This is a genomic window from Treponema sp. Marseille-Q4523, from assembly GCF_016901105.1.
Taxonomy (GTDB): Bacteria; Spirochaetota; Spirochaetia; order Treponematales; family Treponemataceae; genus Treponema_D.
Map to the genome: position 1 here is coordinate 75,501 of NZ_JAFEVM010000003.1, position 16,717 is coordinate 92,217.

A 16,717-nucleotide genomic window follows, 5' to 3' on the forward strand; every position below is an offset into this window, starting at 1 on the left:
AAGCACGATAAAGAGAGGTATGAGAATAGATCCAAAAGATACCGTTGGAGTCGTACTGGAAGATATAAAACGAGGCGAAATGGTTTGTTGCGGCGATATCACCGTAACGGTACAGGAAGATATTCTTATGCCCCATAAAATCGCTTTAGTTGATATAAAAAAAGGAGATTCTTTATATAAATACGGTGAAATTATCGGATATGCAACGCAGGATATCAATAAAGGAGAACATGTCCACGTGCATAATTTAGATTCCGAAAAGATCATGAAGCAGTAAATTATGATAACATTTAAAGGTTATGTACGTCCTGACGGTAAAGTCGGCGTAAGAAATTATGTTGTTGCAATAGCAAATGCAAGTTGTGCTACGGGTATTATAAATAAGATTGTTGCCCAAGTTCCGGAAGTAGTTCCTCTTATCCATACTGACGGATGCAGTGCGCCAGGGGAATACGACAGATGGCGTATGTTTTTGCACGGTATCGGTGACAACCCGAATATTTTCGCTACTATTTTGATTGGTGTCGGATGTGAAACGGATGATGCAAAAGAACAGGCTGCAATTATAGCAAAAAACGGAAAGCCCATTTTTGCCGAAATCGTCCAAGATGACGGCGGCGGTGAAAAGGTGACACAAGATGCTGTCGAATTTGCAAAAAAAGCGTTAGTCGAATCAAAAAAGTGTAAGAGGACGGAAGTGCCGCTCAGTAATTTAATACTTGGTACCGAATGCGGCGGTTCTGATGCTTTAAGCGGATTAACGGCAAATCCGGTAATTGGATATGTATCCGATTTTGTTGTAAACAATGGGGGGACTGCAATACTCACGGAAACGACTGAATTAATAGGTACAGAAGATATTTTATATCGACGAGCTATAAATAAACAAGTTGGAGATAAGATAAAAAAGATTATTTATGATCAAGAAATCGCCGTACGCAATGTGATGGGAGAGGGTGCATCCCGTATGATTGCTCGCGGTAATATGGCAGGCGGTATGTCGACGATTCAGGAGAAATCACTGGGGTGTATCCGGAAGGGAGGAACGACGACTATTATGGATGTCATTGATTACGGAGAACCGGTCGGCAATCGAAAAGGACTCATTATCATGGATGGACCGGGATATGATCCGGATTCAATTGCCGGAGAGTTTGCTTCCGGCGCACAGGTTATTTGTTTCAGTACAGGTCGCGGTAATCCGCTCGGCTTTCCTGTCGCTCCGGTCATCAAAATTTGTTCTAATACGATTACATTTGAAAAAGTCGGTGGTGTTGGCGGTGATATGGATATCAATGCCGGAGCGATTATTACAGCAGGAAAATCACTCGAAGAACTTGGCGAAGAAGCTGTAAAGTATCTTCTTGCAACAATCAATGGACGTGAAACAATGCCCGAAAAGCATGGATATGGGGGTGCACTTTGTGTCTATTCTTCGACAAGTCCGTTTTAGCTTTTATGTTCTTATGAGGGATATTGTCTTCATAAGATTCCGTTGTAAGGTACTATCACCGTTACCGAGAACAAACTCGGCACCGCCGAAGGTGAAGCGCGCGGCATTTGCGTTACGGCACGGGAATAATGGATAATTTCTTTAATTTGTAATGGGTAATTACCCATTACAAATTAGCGATTATAAATTAAAAAAATCGATATTAAAAAAGTCGACGCTTTTAAAGTTATTTAATCTGTGGTATAATACAATCAAGAGGGTGCCTATGCAAAAACGGTTTGATGATTTAACGATTACCGACGATTATATGTTTTGCGCGGTGATGCAGGATAAGTCTATCTGTACAACGGTTTTGAATATGGTGCTTGCAGACTCGATCGGGCCGATTAGCGATATAACTTATCAAAAAATATTCGACCAGGCAGGCTATGCAAAGGGCATACGCCTTGATGTGTGGGTTACCGACAGCAACGGCAGCGTGTATGACGTAGAAATGCAAACTACAAATCAACAAGACCTTGCCAAGCGTCTGCGCTACTATCAATCGGTTATTGATGTAAGCAGCCTTGAAAAGGGCGGACATTATACCGACTTGCCCGATTCATTCATCATCTTTTTTTGCCCGTTCGACTATCTAAACAGAGGCTTACCGGTATACACCTTCAAAACGGTATGCAGTGAAGATAACGTAATCGTATTAGCGGACGGCGTAACCAAGGTCATTATCAACAGCACTGCGGCAGATAAGGAGCCTGATCCTGAACTAAAGGCTTTTTTGGAATACATGAACGGCATAACAAGTGACAGCCCCTTTATCCGCAAGATAGAACGGTATATCAAAGAACTGAAAGAAAATGAAGAGAGGAGGAAAGAATATATGTTAATACAAGCATTTGAAATGGATGCACGAAAAGACGGCATACAACAGGGCATACAGCAAGGGCTGCGGCAAGGTATACAGCAAGGTAAATCGCTCGGTCTTGCTGAAGGTTCCCGTCAAAAAGCTCTCGAAACGGCACGGATTTTAAAACAGCTTGGCGATTCCGTAAAAAAGATAATGCAAGCTACCGGCCTTAGCCAAGAAGAAGTGGAATCGATTAGCTAATCGGTAATTTGGTAATTTCAATGGTTAATGTGTAATTGGTAATGGCTAATTACACATTAAAATAAGTGACCGCTCTCAAGTCGGAGAAAATTTCGGCTACGGGGGCGGTTTTTTCTTCCAAACGGTTGACAACGGAACCGCCGTGTTCCCGGTGCAAATTTTGCAAACGAAGCTTATCGCTTACAGTATCTTATACTTTCCGATTTCTTTTCGCGTAACAATAAGAAACTACGGCGAAGACGATACTTGAGACCATCATCAAAAAGCAGAGGATTTGCCCCGTTGAAAAATTGAGGAGCGAAGCGTTCATATAGACGGGAGACGCCGTATCCTTTCCGATGCGGAAACCCAAATCCGCATCCGGCTCCCGGAAATATTCGATGACGAAGCGGAATGCGCCGTACCCGAAAACGTATGCGGCCGAAAGCATGCCGTCCCACCTTTTACGTTTTCTGATAAACCACAATATGCCGAACAGTACGACGCCTTCGAAAAACGCTTCGTATAATTGGCTCGGATGGCGCGGAAGGTTTACGGTGGCTCCCATAATTTCCATGTATATCTTTGCCGCAAAATCCTGCACCCATTTTAAGCTCGCAGAAAATTTTTCCGCTTGCGGAAAGACGATCCCCCACGGCATTGTCGTGATCCTTCCGTACAGCTCTCCGTTTAAAAAATTGCCGAGCCTGCCGAATGTGTAGCCTGCGGGGATCGCGACCGCTATCGCATCCATCCATTGGAGCGTGTTTTTTTTGTGCCGCCTGCACCACAGGATCGTACCGATAAGGCCTCCGATAAGGCCTCCGTGATACGACATGCCCGCAAGGCCCGTGAATTTATGCGTCACCGTGTCGAATGGCCAAAAGATAAGCCACGGCCGTTCGCGGTACATACCGCTCGTATCGTAGACGAGGGTCGAAAAGATGCGCGCGCCGATGAGCAAAAACACGATTCCCGTAGCGATAAAACCGAATATGTCGTCTTCGGTCGCTTTGTAATTTTTGCCGTCGAGCGCGCCTTCCAGCATTTCTTTTTTCAGCACGAAAAACGCCGTACCGAACGCGAATATGTACATGAGACCGTACCAGCGCAAAAGGCCGAGTACGGGGATGCCCGGAAAAATTTCGGGACGGATCCACGACGGGTAATTGCAATACAAGGGTAAAAACATCGCTTATACCTTAAAGCCTTGGGCTGCAGCCTGCACCAATTTCGATTTTAACAATATGTTTTCTTTTTTCAGCTGCGTCAGTTCGAACTGCTGCGTTTTGATCGTCTCGGCGAGCTCTCCGACCGTGAGCGTGCCGCTTCCGACCAAATCGTCGATGACCGACAGTTTGTAGTCGTAATCTTCGTTCGCTTCTTCTTCCGCCGTTTGGAAGGTTTCGGCACCGTCCGTGTCGGGAGAATAGGCGTCATCGAAGGTATGCGTTTCCGACGCGAGCACTTTTTCTGCGATGCGGTAGATCGCCTGCGAAAGTACCGCCTGCGGTTTGTATATGATGATCGGCAGCTGCGATTCGAGCGCTTTTTCCTGCAGCGAATCGCGATACATGATTCCCAAGTATTCGATATCGAGTCCGAGGTATTGGTTGCACGAACGGCGTATGCGCTGCGCTTTGTCCGCGTCTTTCGGATCGTCGATGAGATTCATGATGAGGCGCGGGCGGAACGATTTCATGCGTGACAAAAAGAGCGCGGTGTTTTCAGGATCCGCTTTGTCGAGGGTTTCAAGCAATTTGGGGATATACAGCCGCTGGAGCGACGTCGAATCTTTGCGCAGCGCTTCGAGCCTGTCGTATCCGGCCGTTCCCTTTTTAAACGTCGTGTACATGAGGCGGAAAACGGCGTTTTTGAGAAAGAGATAGCCGTTGAGCGTCGCGGTGACCGTCGGAGCGGTTACGATGATGCCCTGTGCGGAAAGCAAAAACATATCGAGGATGATCTGATGCGTTCCCGCTCCCAAGTCGAGGATGAGGTAATCGGCGTCGATGTTTTGAAAACTGCGCACGAGCTTTGTCTTTTGAAAAGGCTTGAGAGAGGTGAGACCGGGGATCTGACTGTCGCCTGCGATAAAGCTCACGTTTTCATAATCGGTCGGTACGATGATGTCTTCGAATTCGCCTTTGTCGGTGAGCCACGCGCCGAGGCTTGCCGCCGGATCCACGTGCTGACCGATCGCAAGATGCAGATTCGACGCGCCTAAATCCAAATCCGCAAGCACTGTTTTTTTGCCGGCCTGACCGAGCGCAATCGAAAGGTTTGCCGACAAAAGGCTTTTGCCGACGCCGCCCTTTCCGCTCGCAACGGGAATGATTTGCATACATCGATTATAACACACGTGCGCTTTTGTGCATAGTTGCGATCGCGTATGTTGTAATATTATGCGCTTTTATCCGAAACGTATATTGATACCGTCGTTGCGCGCCCGTGCGTCCTTTGTTATACTGCCGGTATGACTTTTTTAAAACGCACCGTGTTTACTCTCTTTTTTCTGTCGGCGGTCTTTTTCTCTTTTGCGGAAAAAACGCCGCTCAAAAACGTACACCGCTATAAGCTTGAAAACGGACTTGACGTATACGTCGTCGAAAATCATGCGGCGCCTCTTGCATATATCGAAATCGCGGTAAAGGCGGGCGGTATCGCGCAGACGAGCGAAAACGCGGGACTCTTTCATCTCTACGAGCACATGATGTTCAAAGGCAACGCGAAGTATCCGAATGCCGCGAGCGTGCAGCGCGCCATAAGCGATATGGGAGTGCCCGATTGGAACGGTACGACGGGCGCGGAGTGCGTCAATTATTATTTTACGGTGCCGTCGGCACTGCTCCGAGAGGGGATGGAGTTTTGGAGCTATGCGATCAGATCACCGCTTTTGGACGAAGCGGAATTCGAGCGCGAAAAAAAAGTCGTGCTTTCGGAAATCGAAGGAGGGCTTTCCGACCCGAACACGATTTACCGGTACGATATTCAAAAGACGCTTTTTCCGAAATATCCGTGGAGATGCGATCCTGCGGGCTCTCCCGCCGTCGTGCGGAATGCGACGCTCGATCAGATCCGCGCGATTCAAAAAACCTACTACATACCGAACAACGCTTCTCTCTTTATTGCAGGCGACGTGAATCCCGAGTCAGTGTATGCGCTTGCAAAGGAATTGTACGGTTCGTGGGAACGCGGAAAGGATCCGTGGGTCCCGCCGATCGAACAACAGCCTGTCGATCCGCTTTCGCACACGACCTTCCGTGTTATGCCTTACGACCGGATTTCGATCGATACGGCGCAAGTGTCCGTCATCTGGCGCGGCCCCGATGCGGGCTATGACAGAAAGGCGACCTATACCGCCGATATGCTCGGCTACTTTTTCGACGATCCCGAGGGTATCTACGTTCGAACGATGATGCAAAACGAAGCGCTCGGCATTCCCGATCCCGAGTACCTGTGGGAAGGCTATATGACCACTCGCGCGACGAGTACGCTGTCGTTCGGCGCTTTGCTTCTTTCGCCTGAAAACGATTTGCCGCAGCGCGCAGCTCTTTTTTATACGACGCTTACGGAAAATATCGTGGAGCGCATTAGGGGCGACGCGTCGATTTTTTCGAAGCGACAGTTTTCGCGCGTATATCAAAAGATAAAGGATACCTTTATCGACGACGCAGAAACGGCCGAGCGCGTAAAGACGAGTCTCCGTTTTTGGTGGATCACTGCGGATGCGGATTATTATTATCGCTATCTCGACAATATGATGAAAATCGATAAAAACGATATCGACCGTTTTTTGACGGAATATATTTCGGAGCGTAACGCGCTCGTCACGGTGCTCGTCAATCCCGCCGTGTACGAAAAGCAAAAAGAAGCGTTTGCCGCGGCGGGCTTTTCGGAGATCACGGCCGACACCGCATTTTGGTATAAAGATACGGAGACGGTAAAATGAAAGGATCTTATATGCGTTCGTTTTTTGTTTGTTTCGATTCGCGTGCGTCCGCTGGTCGCGGCGGTGAGAGATACGCTTTCTTTCGGCACACGTGGTTCCCGCGCCGTGTTCCCGTGCCGATCCGTTCCGCGAGGTTCGCTTTCTTTCGGCGGATATCGATTCCGTTCTGTGCGCTTTTGTTTTCGGCTTTTATCCTTTCGTGCGCGTCGGTAAAAACCGATAATGCGAAAGCCGCCGAGGGATGCGTTCCCGTCCGAAAGGATGTGCGGCATCTCCACCTTTCGAACGGCATCCCGCTCTACGTCCGAAAAAACACTGCGAACAGAAAACTCTCTCTTTCCGTCATCGTCAAAGGAGGAACTTCCTATCTCTCTCCCGAAACGTCCGGTTTGGAAAAGGCGCTCTTCGATATGATGACTCGCGGTTCGGAAAAGTACACATACGACGAACTCCGCGCTCTCGCGTACGAAACGGGCTTTTCGATTCTGCCGCAGGTTTCGCGTGAAGGCGCCGTCCTTTCGATGAGCTGTATCGATTATTATTTCGACAAAGTGCTGCCGGTTTTTGCGGATGCGTTTTTGCATCCTTCGTATGATTCGCAGCAGTATAAAAATCTTATGACCGATTACGCGCAGGAAATGCAGCGCTTCGAAAGCGATCCTGAAAGCATGCTCGCCTATCGAATGACGCGGACGATTTTTAAAGATCATCCCTATGCGGCAAGCTCGTCGGTAAAACCCGAATCGATCGGCAATATAACAGTCGAAGCGATGCGCTTGCTGCACGAGCGCGATACGGACGCGCGTCGCATTATGATCGTCGCGGTCGGAAATTACGATGAAAGAAAATTATTAAAAAAGCTCGACGCCGCTTTCGGTTCGATCCCCTCTCAGTCGTACGATCTTCTCTCCCCCGATGTGCCGCCGCTTACCGTATCGGGAGAACCGATCGTCATCGGAAGCAAAGCCGCTTCCGGCACGGGCTATCTTGAAAAAGCGGTGAGCGGCCCCTCGCTCTTTGACGACGATATGCTTGCTGCCTCCCTTGCCGCTTCCATGTATTCACAAGTGCTTTTCAACGTCGTGCGGGAAAAATACGGCGCGTGCTATTCGCCGAGCGCATCCGTCACTCCGATGCGGGCGGGACTTGCGAACGTGTATATATTTAAGGCGAGCGATTTGGCGAACGTCGTGCGCTACGAAAAAGAAGCCCAATCGATTTTCGCATCGGGCAAAGTGATCGACGGAAAAAACGACGACGGCACGTATCTTTTTTCGTCCGTAGCCGACAGGCTTCGAGGCTATAAAAATCAATATGTCAATTCGTTTTACGCTTCGTCCGTGACGAACGCCGGCGTCGCTTCGCGCCTCGCATACAGCCTCCTCATGTTCGGCGACCCGTATGCGTACGACGAAAAAATCGCCGAACTTTTTTCGGTGAGCGCCGACGATGTGCTCCGCGCATTCCGAAAATATTGGGCTGCAGGCGGCGGCCGGTGGTTTTGCGTCGTCGGCCCGGAAGATATCGGTAATATTAAATTCTAGCCGTATACGCCCGTGATGAGGCGCCAGCCCATGCTCCCTTGTTTAGGGAAAGGCGGAAGCGCGTCTTTCGTAAACCACTTCGCTTCGACGAGTTCCGATTCCTGCACTCGTATGTCGCCGCTTTTATATTCGGCGCGAAAGCCGAGCATAAGCTGGTCGGGAAAGGGCCAGCCCTGGCTTCCGACATAGCGCAGGTCTTTTATTTCGATGCCGACTTCTTCGCGCACTTCGCGTACGACCGCCTGTTCCGCGCTTTCACCGATTTCGATAAAACCCGCAATACACGTATGGATATTTTGATTGCGGCCTCGGTGTTTTGCGAGGAGGAGTTTATCGCCCTTTGTTACCAGTACGATGACGCACGGTTCGATGCGCGGAAAAAACTGTGCGCCGCAATTCGTACAGTTTCGCGCGGAAAGCTTTTCGTCGTCGGTGAGAGGGGCGGCGCAGGAAGGGCAAAAATTGTATGTGCGCCGCCATGAGAGCATTCCCTTTGCGCGTGCGGCACGGGTACCTTCGCTTTCGTCGTGTTCGGCAAAATAGCTTCGGATCGGGATGAGTTCGTAATTTTCATCGACTGTGCCGTCTTGAAGGAGGGCGGCTGTGTATGCGTACGGCGTTTCCGAAAAAATATCGCGAACGGAGTTCGATTCGCGCAAAGCGCGCCACGCTTTTTCGTCGGGAAGTGCGTGCGAATCTTTACGTACGAGCAAGTCGTTGCTGCGGAAAATATAGTAGTCCATAGACAGGCTTACTATATCGAGCGGATGCTCTTTTGTAAATGTTGCACTGTATCTCGCGGCAAAAACGAAAATTGATAATGAGCGGAAGGGAGAGCGGACGCTGTCGTTTCGAGCGGCCTTATGAAATTCAAAATCGAGTTTTTATGCTGTCCGCTGTACGCGCGCACTCAGCGGATCCATCCGCAAAAGGCGGCCTGTACGGTAAAAGGTTTTTGCACGTCGCCGCCCGTTTCCCGCCTGAACGATCCGAAGCGCTCGTCGCATCCCGTGCAGTCATCGCATACGGCGATATTTTCGTCGCGGACGCCCGAGGCTTCGAGGAGTGAAAGATTTGCTTTTTCAAGCGAAAGCCGGTAGCGCTTTGCATTTGCATATCCGCTTTCGTATTCGCGTACACAATCGTCGCAAAAGTTCTTTTTAAAATACGATGCGCGCTCTTCGTCTACGATATAACAGCAGCTTCGTATATGCGGACCGAGCGCGACGGATAAGTTTTTTACATCGGTTCCGTATATTCGCCGCATTACGGCGATCGCTTCCGTAACGATTCCCGTTCCCTTCCATCCCGAATGGGCGACGCCGAAGACGCCGCGTTCCCGTTCATAAAAAAATATCGGCATACAGTCCGCCGCCGTGACGACGGGCATGAGCGACGTATGTGCCGTGACGATGCCGTCGCCCTGTAAGCCGTACGTATCGGAGGCGGATGAGACGGAGTATACGATTTTCGAATGGATGAGTTCAAGCGGAACGGGATCACACGGCGCACCGTTTTGCGAAGCGCTTCCGCCCGATGCGATTTCTTTAAGCAGCGTATCGCGCGTTCCATTCGTTTCGTTCCAGCGGAATCGCATGCTTCCCGCTTTTTTGAGCGTCATGCCCCAAAAGGGCGCATCGTGCATGAGCGGTTTACCGTCTGCGTAAAAGGGGCGTACGGCGTATCGCTCTTCGCACGAGAGGGTGATGCGAGTCATTCTGCCGCCGCCGCATCGGAAGGGGCTTCGCGCGGTAAATTGAAGGGTTCGATTTCCGCGAGAAGCTTGAACGCGTTTTGCAGTAAGCTTCGTACGTCGAGCATTTTGTCTCTGAAATCCTGATTGTCGCGTCCTTGAATCGTCATGAAGTTCTGCAGAACGTCGTAGTCCGCGCTTTTGCTTTCGTTAAAGATGCCGGAAAAAATATTTTCGATCGTGCGGCATTCTTTGCAGAAGGCGCTGCCGAGTTCACGGACTTCCGCTTCGATTGCGAGCATCAACGAGTCGATACGCTCCTGTCCCTTCAGCGAGCGTATATGTTCGGATGCGATGCTTTCGAATACGATACCCTTCGTACCGCGCGGGGCAAGCGATTCGGTAAACGCTTCGATTTTTTTATTTGTCGAGGCGAAATCGTTGACGGCTTCGGAAAATTCGATGCGGTTTTCGTTTTTTAGAAAGATGCCTTCAAGCATGAGCGTCGTAAGCGTCGGCATCGCTTCTCCGTATTTATTCGAAGCAAACCACGCTAAAAATCCCGCCGTCATTTCGCAGCGGAACGGAATGCCTCCCCACAGCGACGCCCACGGGCGGTACGGCAGTTCGGGAAATTCCTGCAGTCCGAAATGCACGTAAAGAGAATCGACGAGCTGATGTTTTTTTCTGTCGGTGAGCCACGAATTCCACCTCTCGTCGAAGATCGCTTTCCATTGACCGCGGAATTTTATCGACCAGTCTTCCGCTCCTCCGAACGGCTCCGGAAACCACGTACAGTTTCCGTGTACGATCCGTCCGATCGGAACAAGCGGGACGGTTTCGATAAACATACGTATGCTTGAAAGCGTCGCCGCCGCTTTTTTCAAAAAATCTTTCAGCGCTTTTTCGGAGTCGGCATCGAGGGCGAGCGTACGCGTCGCTTTTCGCTGAACGAAGAAAAAGAGGCTTTCAAGCACTTCGTTTGAAATCGATACCCCGTTCGACAGCACTCGCGCGAAGGATGCGTAATCGGTGTGCGCGTTTCCGAAGGGACAGGTGTGCGAGCTCGATGCGATCGCGGTAAATTGCGCGAGAAAGTGCAGATACGGCAGAGCGGTAAACTGCCTCAGCCATTCTACGGCGCGCACCGCTTCGTACATATTCGCCTTTGCTTCGCTTGAAATGTCGCGGATCGCCGCATCGAGTTTGCGTGCAAGTGAAACGCGCAGTTCGTTCGTGAGCGGCCGGTCGAACGGGATCGCATAGGGATCGGCTTCGTTGTCGATGTGTTCCGCGATTTCGGGCGCGACGAAGGTACTTAAAAAAACGTAGAATTCGCCGGAGTTCTCATATGCCGCGGCGATGTAGGGTTTGAAAAAAGAAGCGCAGTCATGAATGTCTTTGAGTTTTTCGTAAAAGATTGATTCCAATACGCCGTGCGGAAAATCGATCAAGCCCGGATGCGCACGGGCGATTTTTCGCGCCGTATCCGCCATAACGTCTTTATTGTAGAGCGTCTCCCGGCTTTGATTCGTAAGCAGCGCGCGCAGCCATAAAATGAAACGATACAAAGGCGATTCGGTTTGTATACGGACTTGGAGCGTTCTCGTGTCGGATGCCTGTTCTGCCGGAACCGAAAGCGGCTGCGGAGGCAAAGCCGCAGTTTCCTGTTTCAGCCTTTCAAGCAAAAACCGCCGTTCTTCCGCACTTATACCGGAGACGAGTTTATCGAAAGAATTGTTGAACGCTTCGTTTTTCAACATATCGCTTGCCAGTGTACTTTATATCGGAGCGAATGTCGAGTTTCGATTGTCCGGTTGCCATACGACAAAAAAGCCGGCATAACGCCGGCATTTGCGGTCACGGCAATAAGCGCGCTGTATGCGTTCTTTTGCCGACCTTCATTTCATGCGCGGTCATTCCGACCGGCTGAATATCAGTGATCCAAGACAGCTGTGTACGGGGGATTTTCAACCATAGGCTGCCCTCCTTACCGCTCGTCCTCAACGGCGCTAACCGTTCCGGCGTGCTTCTCACGCTCTGTCCCTTTCACCGCTTGTAAGTATACCACAGATTTCAAATAATGCAAGCAAAATTTTTTAAATTTTCTCCTTGTCCGAAAGCTTCGATTTTCCGACGATTTCCCTGATTTTTTTTATCGTTCCGGAGGTTGAGATTTTATGCCGTTTTGCCGATAGTTGAGGTAAGGAATCTGTACACTGAAAACGGATGTACGGTTCCCAAATTAAAGATTTACTCGCTGTGCTGTTTTATGGGACGGCTATTTTAATACACGCTGCCGCCCCATACTTTACAGCGGAACACGCGGGGTAATTTCCTCGCAGGCGTTTGATGTTTCGAGAGGCATAAAATGGCGGAAGAACAGTCGGTACTCCAAAAAACGGCGGATACGGCAAAAGTAAAGCGCAGCTATACGGCGGGTGAATTCGAAGGCCCGCTCGATTTATTGTGGACGCTTATCAGGGAAAGCAAAGTCAATATCTACGATATTCCGATAGCCGAGATCACCGATCAATATCTTGAATATCTCGATTATGCGGTGCAGACCGATTTGGGCGATCTGTCGGAATTTTACAGTTGGGCGGCGAAGCTTCTCTATATCAAAAGCCGTATGCTGCTCCCCGTTGAAATCGAGTATGACGACGATGACGAAGATCCGCGGCAGGAGCTCGTCGACCGCCTTATCGAATATCAAAAATTCAAGCGGTTGTCCGCGCTTATGGAAGAGCAGGAAGATACGTCGGAGTGGAATTTCGAGCGCGCGAAGATCCAGCGCGTGCTGCCTTTCGACAAAGACGACGGCATCTGGGAGCAGATCGATACGTGGGATCTCCTTCAGCAGATGCAGCGGATTTTCCGCGACATGGTTTCTCAGTATTCGAACGAAAAGATACTGAACATGTACGAAGAGATTTCGATCAACGAAAAGATCACGCTCATGAACGAAAAGCTCGAAGAGGCGGGCGAGTGCATGTTTACGGATTTGATCACGAGGCCGGGAAACGAAATGGATATCATCTGTTCGTTTATGGCGCTGCTCGAAGCGGTAAAAGACCGGATGATCGCCGTCTTCCAAAACAGGCTCTTTGGTGATATAAAGATATGCAGACTGAAAGAAGAACACGCGGCGGCTTCGGTTTCGGGTGCCGGCAGTGCAAGTGTACAGGGGTGATTGAAGCGGTATGGAGCTTGAAAAAGAAACGGCATTGATCGAAACGATCCTCTTTCTCGAAAGCGAACCCGTGAGCGAGCGTTCGCTTGCAAATATTTCCCAGCTTTCGAGCGAAGTCGTCAAAAAGTGTATCGACGCTTTAAAAGAACGCCTTGCCGAAAAGTCGAGCGGTATCGAACTGCAGATGATCACCGGCGGCTGGTCGCTCGTTCCGAAAAAAGAATTGTGGCAAGCGCTGCGGGAACGCTACGGTTCCAAAAGCGAAGGAAAGCTTTCGCGCTCGGCTATGGAAACGCTTTCGATCATCGCGTATTCGCAGCCGATCACCCGCGGCGAAATCGAAGCGATCAGAGGCGTGTCCGCCGACAATATGATCCGTCTGCTTTCGGAGCGAAATTTAATAAAAGAAGTCGGCAAAAAAGACGTGCCGGGAAAACCGGTGCTCTTCGGCACGACAAAAGAATTTTTAAAATTTTTCCGTTTGAACAGCATATCCGAATTGCCGAAGCTCGACGAAGACGAAGCCGAGAGGTTCGAGCTTGCCCGCTGACTTTTCGTTTCCGATGAGGCTGCAGGCATACCTTGCTCGATCGGGTGTCGCAAGCCGCCGCGCATCGGAAGAGTACATCGCGTCCGGCCGCATTTCGGTAAACGGAAAAATCGTTACGACGCTCGGTACGAAAGTGTCGTCCGCCGATAAAGTGGCGGTCGACGGCAAGATCGTTTCGCCCGAAAAAGAGTTCCGCTACGTGCTTCTCAATAAACCTGCAGGCTATGTGTGTTCTCTTTCCGATGAAAAGGGGAGACCCGTCGCATCCGATTTGTTAAAATCCGCATACGCCGAAAGGTTGTACAATGTCGGACGCCTCGATATGTTCAGCACCGGATTGATAATTTTTACGAACGACGGAGGCTTTGCGGCAACCCTTTCTCATCCGTCGGCGGAACTCGAAAAGGAATACGCCGTCGAAACGAGTACGCATATCCCGCGCACGCTTGCAGCCGATTTTGAAAAGGGCATCCGCATAGACAATGTATTTTACCGCTGCATCAAAGCCGAAGAACGCAATGCACGAAAAATGCACATCGTTTTGATCGAAGGCAAAAACCGCGAGATACGGCGAGTGTTCGAATATTATCAAGTCGGCATCAAATCGCTTGAGCGCGTGCGGATCGGGAATGTAACGGTCAACGGACTTAAACGCGGCGAGTTCCGCGATCTAACGAAGGGCGAAGTGCGCGGTCTTCTCGCACTGTGCAAAAATTCGGGAACGGAGCGATTTTAGAAAGGCGCGGATATACGCTGTGCGTCAGTGTGCACGGCCAAAAACTTTTTCGGAAATTGATTCGAAGTCCGCGAAAGCGGACACGTAGAATCAGTTCTTTGCAGAACGAGCCGAAGGCTCTAATTTCCTGCAAAAGTTTTTATGGGAGGATATATGGTTATTGCGATAGACGGACCGGCGGGTACCGGTAAAAGCACGATCGCATCTCTTATTGCGAAAAAGCTCGGCATTACGTTTTTAAACAGCGGAAGCTTTTATCGCGCGCTCACGCTCGCAATTTTGCGAAGCGGCATCGACGTGCACGACGAACGGACGGTCGTCGATTTTTGCAAAAAACAAAAACTCGATTACGTCGATTCGCATTTGATTCTAAACGGCGATGACGTCGAATCCTTACTGCACTCGGACGAAGTGAGCGCTCATGCGGCGGGCGTGTCCGCGTTTCCCGAAGTGCGCCGTTTGGTCAACGCCCGCCTTCGCGAATTAACAAAATCGCTCGACATCGTTTCGGAAGGACGTGATATGACGACCGTCGTATTTCCCGATGCCGAGTGTAAATTCTATCTCGACGCGTCGCTCGACGTGCAGGCGGAGCGGAGATTCAAACAGGGCGTGAGCGGTATGACGCTCGAAGAGATCAAAGAAGCGATAAAAAAGCGCGACGAAATCGATAAAAACAAAAAAGAAGGCGCCCTCGTCATTGCTCCCGACGCCGTATATATCGATACATCCACCTTGACGATAGAGAAAGTTTGTGAGATAATATTAAATCAAATTCACGAAAAAGGGTCAAAGATGGAAACACAGGAAGTGGAAAAGGAACAAAACCAGGACTCCAAGGATAAGTTCCAGACACAATTAGAAGAATCTCTGAACAGTTTGAGCACGCCGGAAAACGGACAGCTCGTCGACGGAACGGTCGTCGCGGTTACCGACGATACCGTATTTGTCGATGTAAACTGCAAATCGGAAGGCAGGATCCCCAAATCGGAGTTCGGCTCAAAGGTGCCGGAAGTCGGGGATACGGTTACGGTTAAACTCGTCAATAAATTCGGCAAAAACGGTCCGGAGATTTCCAAACGGCAAGCCGATGAAAAGCGCTTGTGGAAAGACATTACCCAAGCGTTCAAAGATAAAACGCCTATAGACGGCACTGTATCGAAGGTCGTGAAAGGCGGCTTCGAAGTCGATTTGGGCGGCGGCATACACGCGTTTTTGCCGATCAGCCAGTCCGACAGCCAAAAGGTCGAAAAGCCCGAATCGCTCATCGGTACCGAAAGCAAAATGTATATCGAACGGCTGTACTCCGACAATAAAGCGAACGTTGTCGTCAACCGCAGAAAATATCTCGAAGAGCAGATCGATAAAGCCCGCGACGAATTCTTTTCGAACGTAAAGATCGGCGACACGGTAAAGGGTACCGTAAAAAGCTTTACAAGCTTCGGCGCTTTTATCGACTTGGGCGGATTCGACGGTCTGCTTCATATAAACGATATGAGCTGGGGGCACGTCGCCCGCCCGAAAGATTTTGTCAAAAAAGGGCAGGAGATCGAGCTCAAAGTGATCCGCATGGACGAAGCCGAAAAGCGCATCAACCTTTCGCTCAAGCACTTTACCGAAGATCCGTGGATGCACTTTGAAGATACCTATCACGTCAACGATGTCGTAAAGGGCAAAGTGACGAAGCTTACCGATTTCGGCGCCTTTATCGAACTTGAAGAGGGCATCGAAGGTCTTGTGCACATAAGCGAATTTTCGTGGACGAAAAAAGTCAACAAGCCGTCCGACATGGTAAAAGTCGGAGACGAAGTCGAATGCATGATCCTCGGCTACGATATTCAAGCCGGTCGCGTATCGCTGGGCTTAAAGCAGGTGACGGCGAATCCGTGGGATACGATCGGCGAAAAATATCCGGTCGGCACGCGCATAAAGGGCAAAGTCGTAAAGATCACGAATGCGGGCGCCTTTATCGAACTTGAAGACGGCATCGATGGATTTTTGCACGGCGACGATATTTCGTGGACGAAAAAAGTCAAGCACCCCGGAAGCGAACTCGAACAGGATCAAGAAGTGGAAGCGGTCGTCATCGAAAACGATGCGGAAAGCCACCGTATCCGGCTCGGTATCAAGCAGCTTACCGACAATCCGTGGAAGCTCTTTGCCGACGCGCATAAACCCGGTTCGACGCTCGAAGGCGAGATCACGTCGATCACGGAATTCGGCATTTTCGTCAAAGCGCCGGAAGGCATCGAAGGTCTTGTCAATAAAACGAATTTGAGTGAAGACCGCAACGTACCTTTTGAAGAGGCGGTAAAAAATTATAAAGTCGGCGACAAGATCAATGTGTACGTCGTCGATGTCAACGTCGAAAAAGAAAAGATCGCTTTTTCCGTGCGCGAATTCAAAAAGGCGCAGGAGCGGGCGGCCATTTCCCAGTATATCGCAAAGCCCGATGAAAACGACGGCGCCTATACGTTCGGCGACTTTCTGCAGACGCAGAAAAAAGATTAAT

General features: G+C 49.9%; 14 protein-coding genes. 9 read left to right on the forward strand and 5 right to left on the reverse strand.

The window, feature by feature from the left end; genetic code table 11:
* Positions 1 to 19: 19 nt before the first annotated feature.
* From JSQ97_RS01550 to JSQ97_RS01560, 3 genes are all read left to right on the forward strand, one after another.
* A complete protein-coding gene (locus JSQ97_RS01550; protein WP_205074433.1) occupies positions 20 to 277 on the forward strand; it encodes a UxaA family hydrolase in 258 nt (85 codons plus the stop codon).
* A 3-nt stretch (positions 278 to 280) separates the two neighbouring features.
* A complete protein-coding gene (locus tag JSQ97_RS01555) occupies positions 281 to 1,453 on the forward strand; it encodes a UxaA family hydrolase (RefSeq protein ID WP_205074434.1) in 1,173 nt (390 codons plus the stop codon).
* 265 nt (positions 1,454 to 1,718) lie between these two features.
* Positions 1,719 to 2,558, forward strand: coding sequence for an Rpn family recombination-promoting nuclease/putative transposase (locus tag JSQ97_RS01560; protein ID WP_205074435.1), 840 nt, complete (start codon positions 1,719 to 1,721; stop codon positions 2,556 to 2,558).
* 190 nt (positions 2,559 to 2,748) lie between these two features.
* On the opposite strand, the gene lgt is transcribed toward JSQ97_RS01560, so the two are convergent.
* Complete coding sequence (gene lgt / locus JSQ97_RS01565) at positions 2,749 to 3,729, reverse strand: prolipoprotein diacylglyceryl transferase (protein WP_205074436.1); 981 nt, start codon at positions 3,727 to 3,729, stop codon at positions 2,749 to 2,751.
* Between the two features lie 3 nt (positions 3,730 to 3,732).
* Positions 3,733 to 4,881, reverse strand: coding sequence for a P-loop NTPase (locus tag JSQ97_RS01570; protein WP_205074437.1), 1,149 nt, complete (start codon positions 4,879 to 4,881; stop codon positions 3,733 to 3,735).
* A gap of 132 nt (positions 4,882 to 5,013) precedes the next feature.
* Between JSQ97_RS01570 and JSQ97_RS01575 the strand changes: the two genes are divergently transcribed.
* Entirely contained in the window at positions 5,014 to 6,489 is a 1,476-nt protein-coding gene (locus JSQ97_RS01575) for a M16 family metallopeptidase (protein WP_205074438.1), read from the forward strand.
* Positions 6,486 to 8,033, forward strand: a complete 1,548-nt coding sequence (locus tag JSQ97_RS01580; RefSeq protein WP_205074439.1) for a M16 family metallopeptidase — start codon at positions 6,486 to 6,488, stop codon at positions 8,031 to 8,033. Before JSQ97_RS01575 ends, JSQ97_RS01580 begins: the two co-directional genes overlap by 4 nt.
* On the opposite strand, the gene nudC is transcribed toward JSQ97_RS01580, so the two are convergent.
* The 3 genes from nudC to JSQ97_RS01595 all read right to left on the reverse strand — a co-directional run bounded on the left by nudC (position 8,030) and on the right by JSQ97_RS01595 (position 11,489).
* Entirely contained in the window at positions 8,030 to 8,776 is a 747-nt protein-coding gene (gene nudC, locus JSQ97_RS01585) for an NAD(+) diphosphatase (protein ID WP_205074440.1), read from the reverse strand. The two genes, JSQ97_RS01580 and nudC, sit on opposite strands and share 4 nt — an antisense overlap.
* 167 nt (positions 8,777 to 8,943) lie before the next feature.
* Positions 8,944 to 9,750, reverse strand: a complete 807-nt coding sequence (locus tag JSQ97_RS01590) for a purine nucleoside phosphorylase YfiH/LACC1 family protein (RefSeq protein ID WP_205074441.1) — start codon at positions 9,748 to 9,750, stop codon at positions 8,944 to 8,946.
* Positions 9,747 to 11,489: a DUF5312 domain-containing protein gene (locus JSQ97_RS01595; protein ID WP_205074442.1), complete on the reverse strand. Its 1,743-nt coding sequence runs from the start codon at positions 11,487 to 11,489 to the stop codon at positions 9,747 to 9,749. The genes JSQ97_RS01590 and JSQ97_RS01595 overlap by 4 nt, the downstream gene beginning before the upstream one ends.
* A gap of 608 nt (positions 11,490 to 12,097) precedes the next feature.
* Here JSQ97_RS01595 and JSQ97_RS01600 point away from each other — a divergent pair.
* The 4 genes from JSQ97_RS01600 (at position 12,098) to rpsA (ending at position 16,716) form a co-directional block, all read left to right on the forward strand.
* Positions 12,098 to 12,919, forward strand: a complete 822-nt coding sequence (locus JSQ97_RS01600; RefSeq protein ID WP_205074443.1) for a segregation and condensation protein A — start codon at positions 12,098 to 12,100, stop codon at positions 12,917 to 12,919.
* A gap of 10 nt (positions 12,920 to 12,929) precedes the next feature.
* Positions 12,930 to 13,469 (forward strand): SMC-Scp complex subunit ScpB, encoded by a 540-nt coding sequence (scpB, locus tag JSQ97_RS01605; RefSeq protein ID WP_187384962.1) that lies wholly within the window; start codon positions 12,930 to 12,932, stop codon positions 13,467 to 13,469.
* 13 nt (positions 13,470 to 13,482) lie between these two features.
* Entirely contained in the window at positions 13,483 to 14,205 is a 723-nt protein-coding gene (locus tag JSQ97_RS01610; protein WP_205074481.1) for a pseudouridine synthase, read from the forward strand.
* 153 nt (positions 14,206 to 14,358) lie between these two features.
* Positions 14,359 to 16,716 (forward strand): 30S ribosomal protein S1, encoded by a 2,358-nt coding sequence (rpsA, locus tag JSQ97_RS01615; RefSeq protein ID WP_205074444.1) that lies wholly within the window; start codon positions 14,359 to 14,361, stop codon positions 16,714 to 16,716.
* Position 16,717 lies beyond the last annotated feature (1 nt).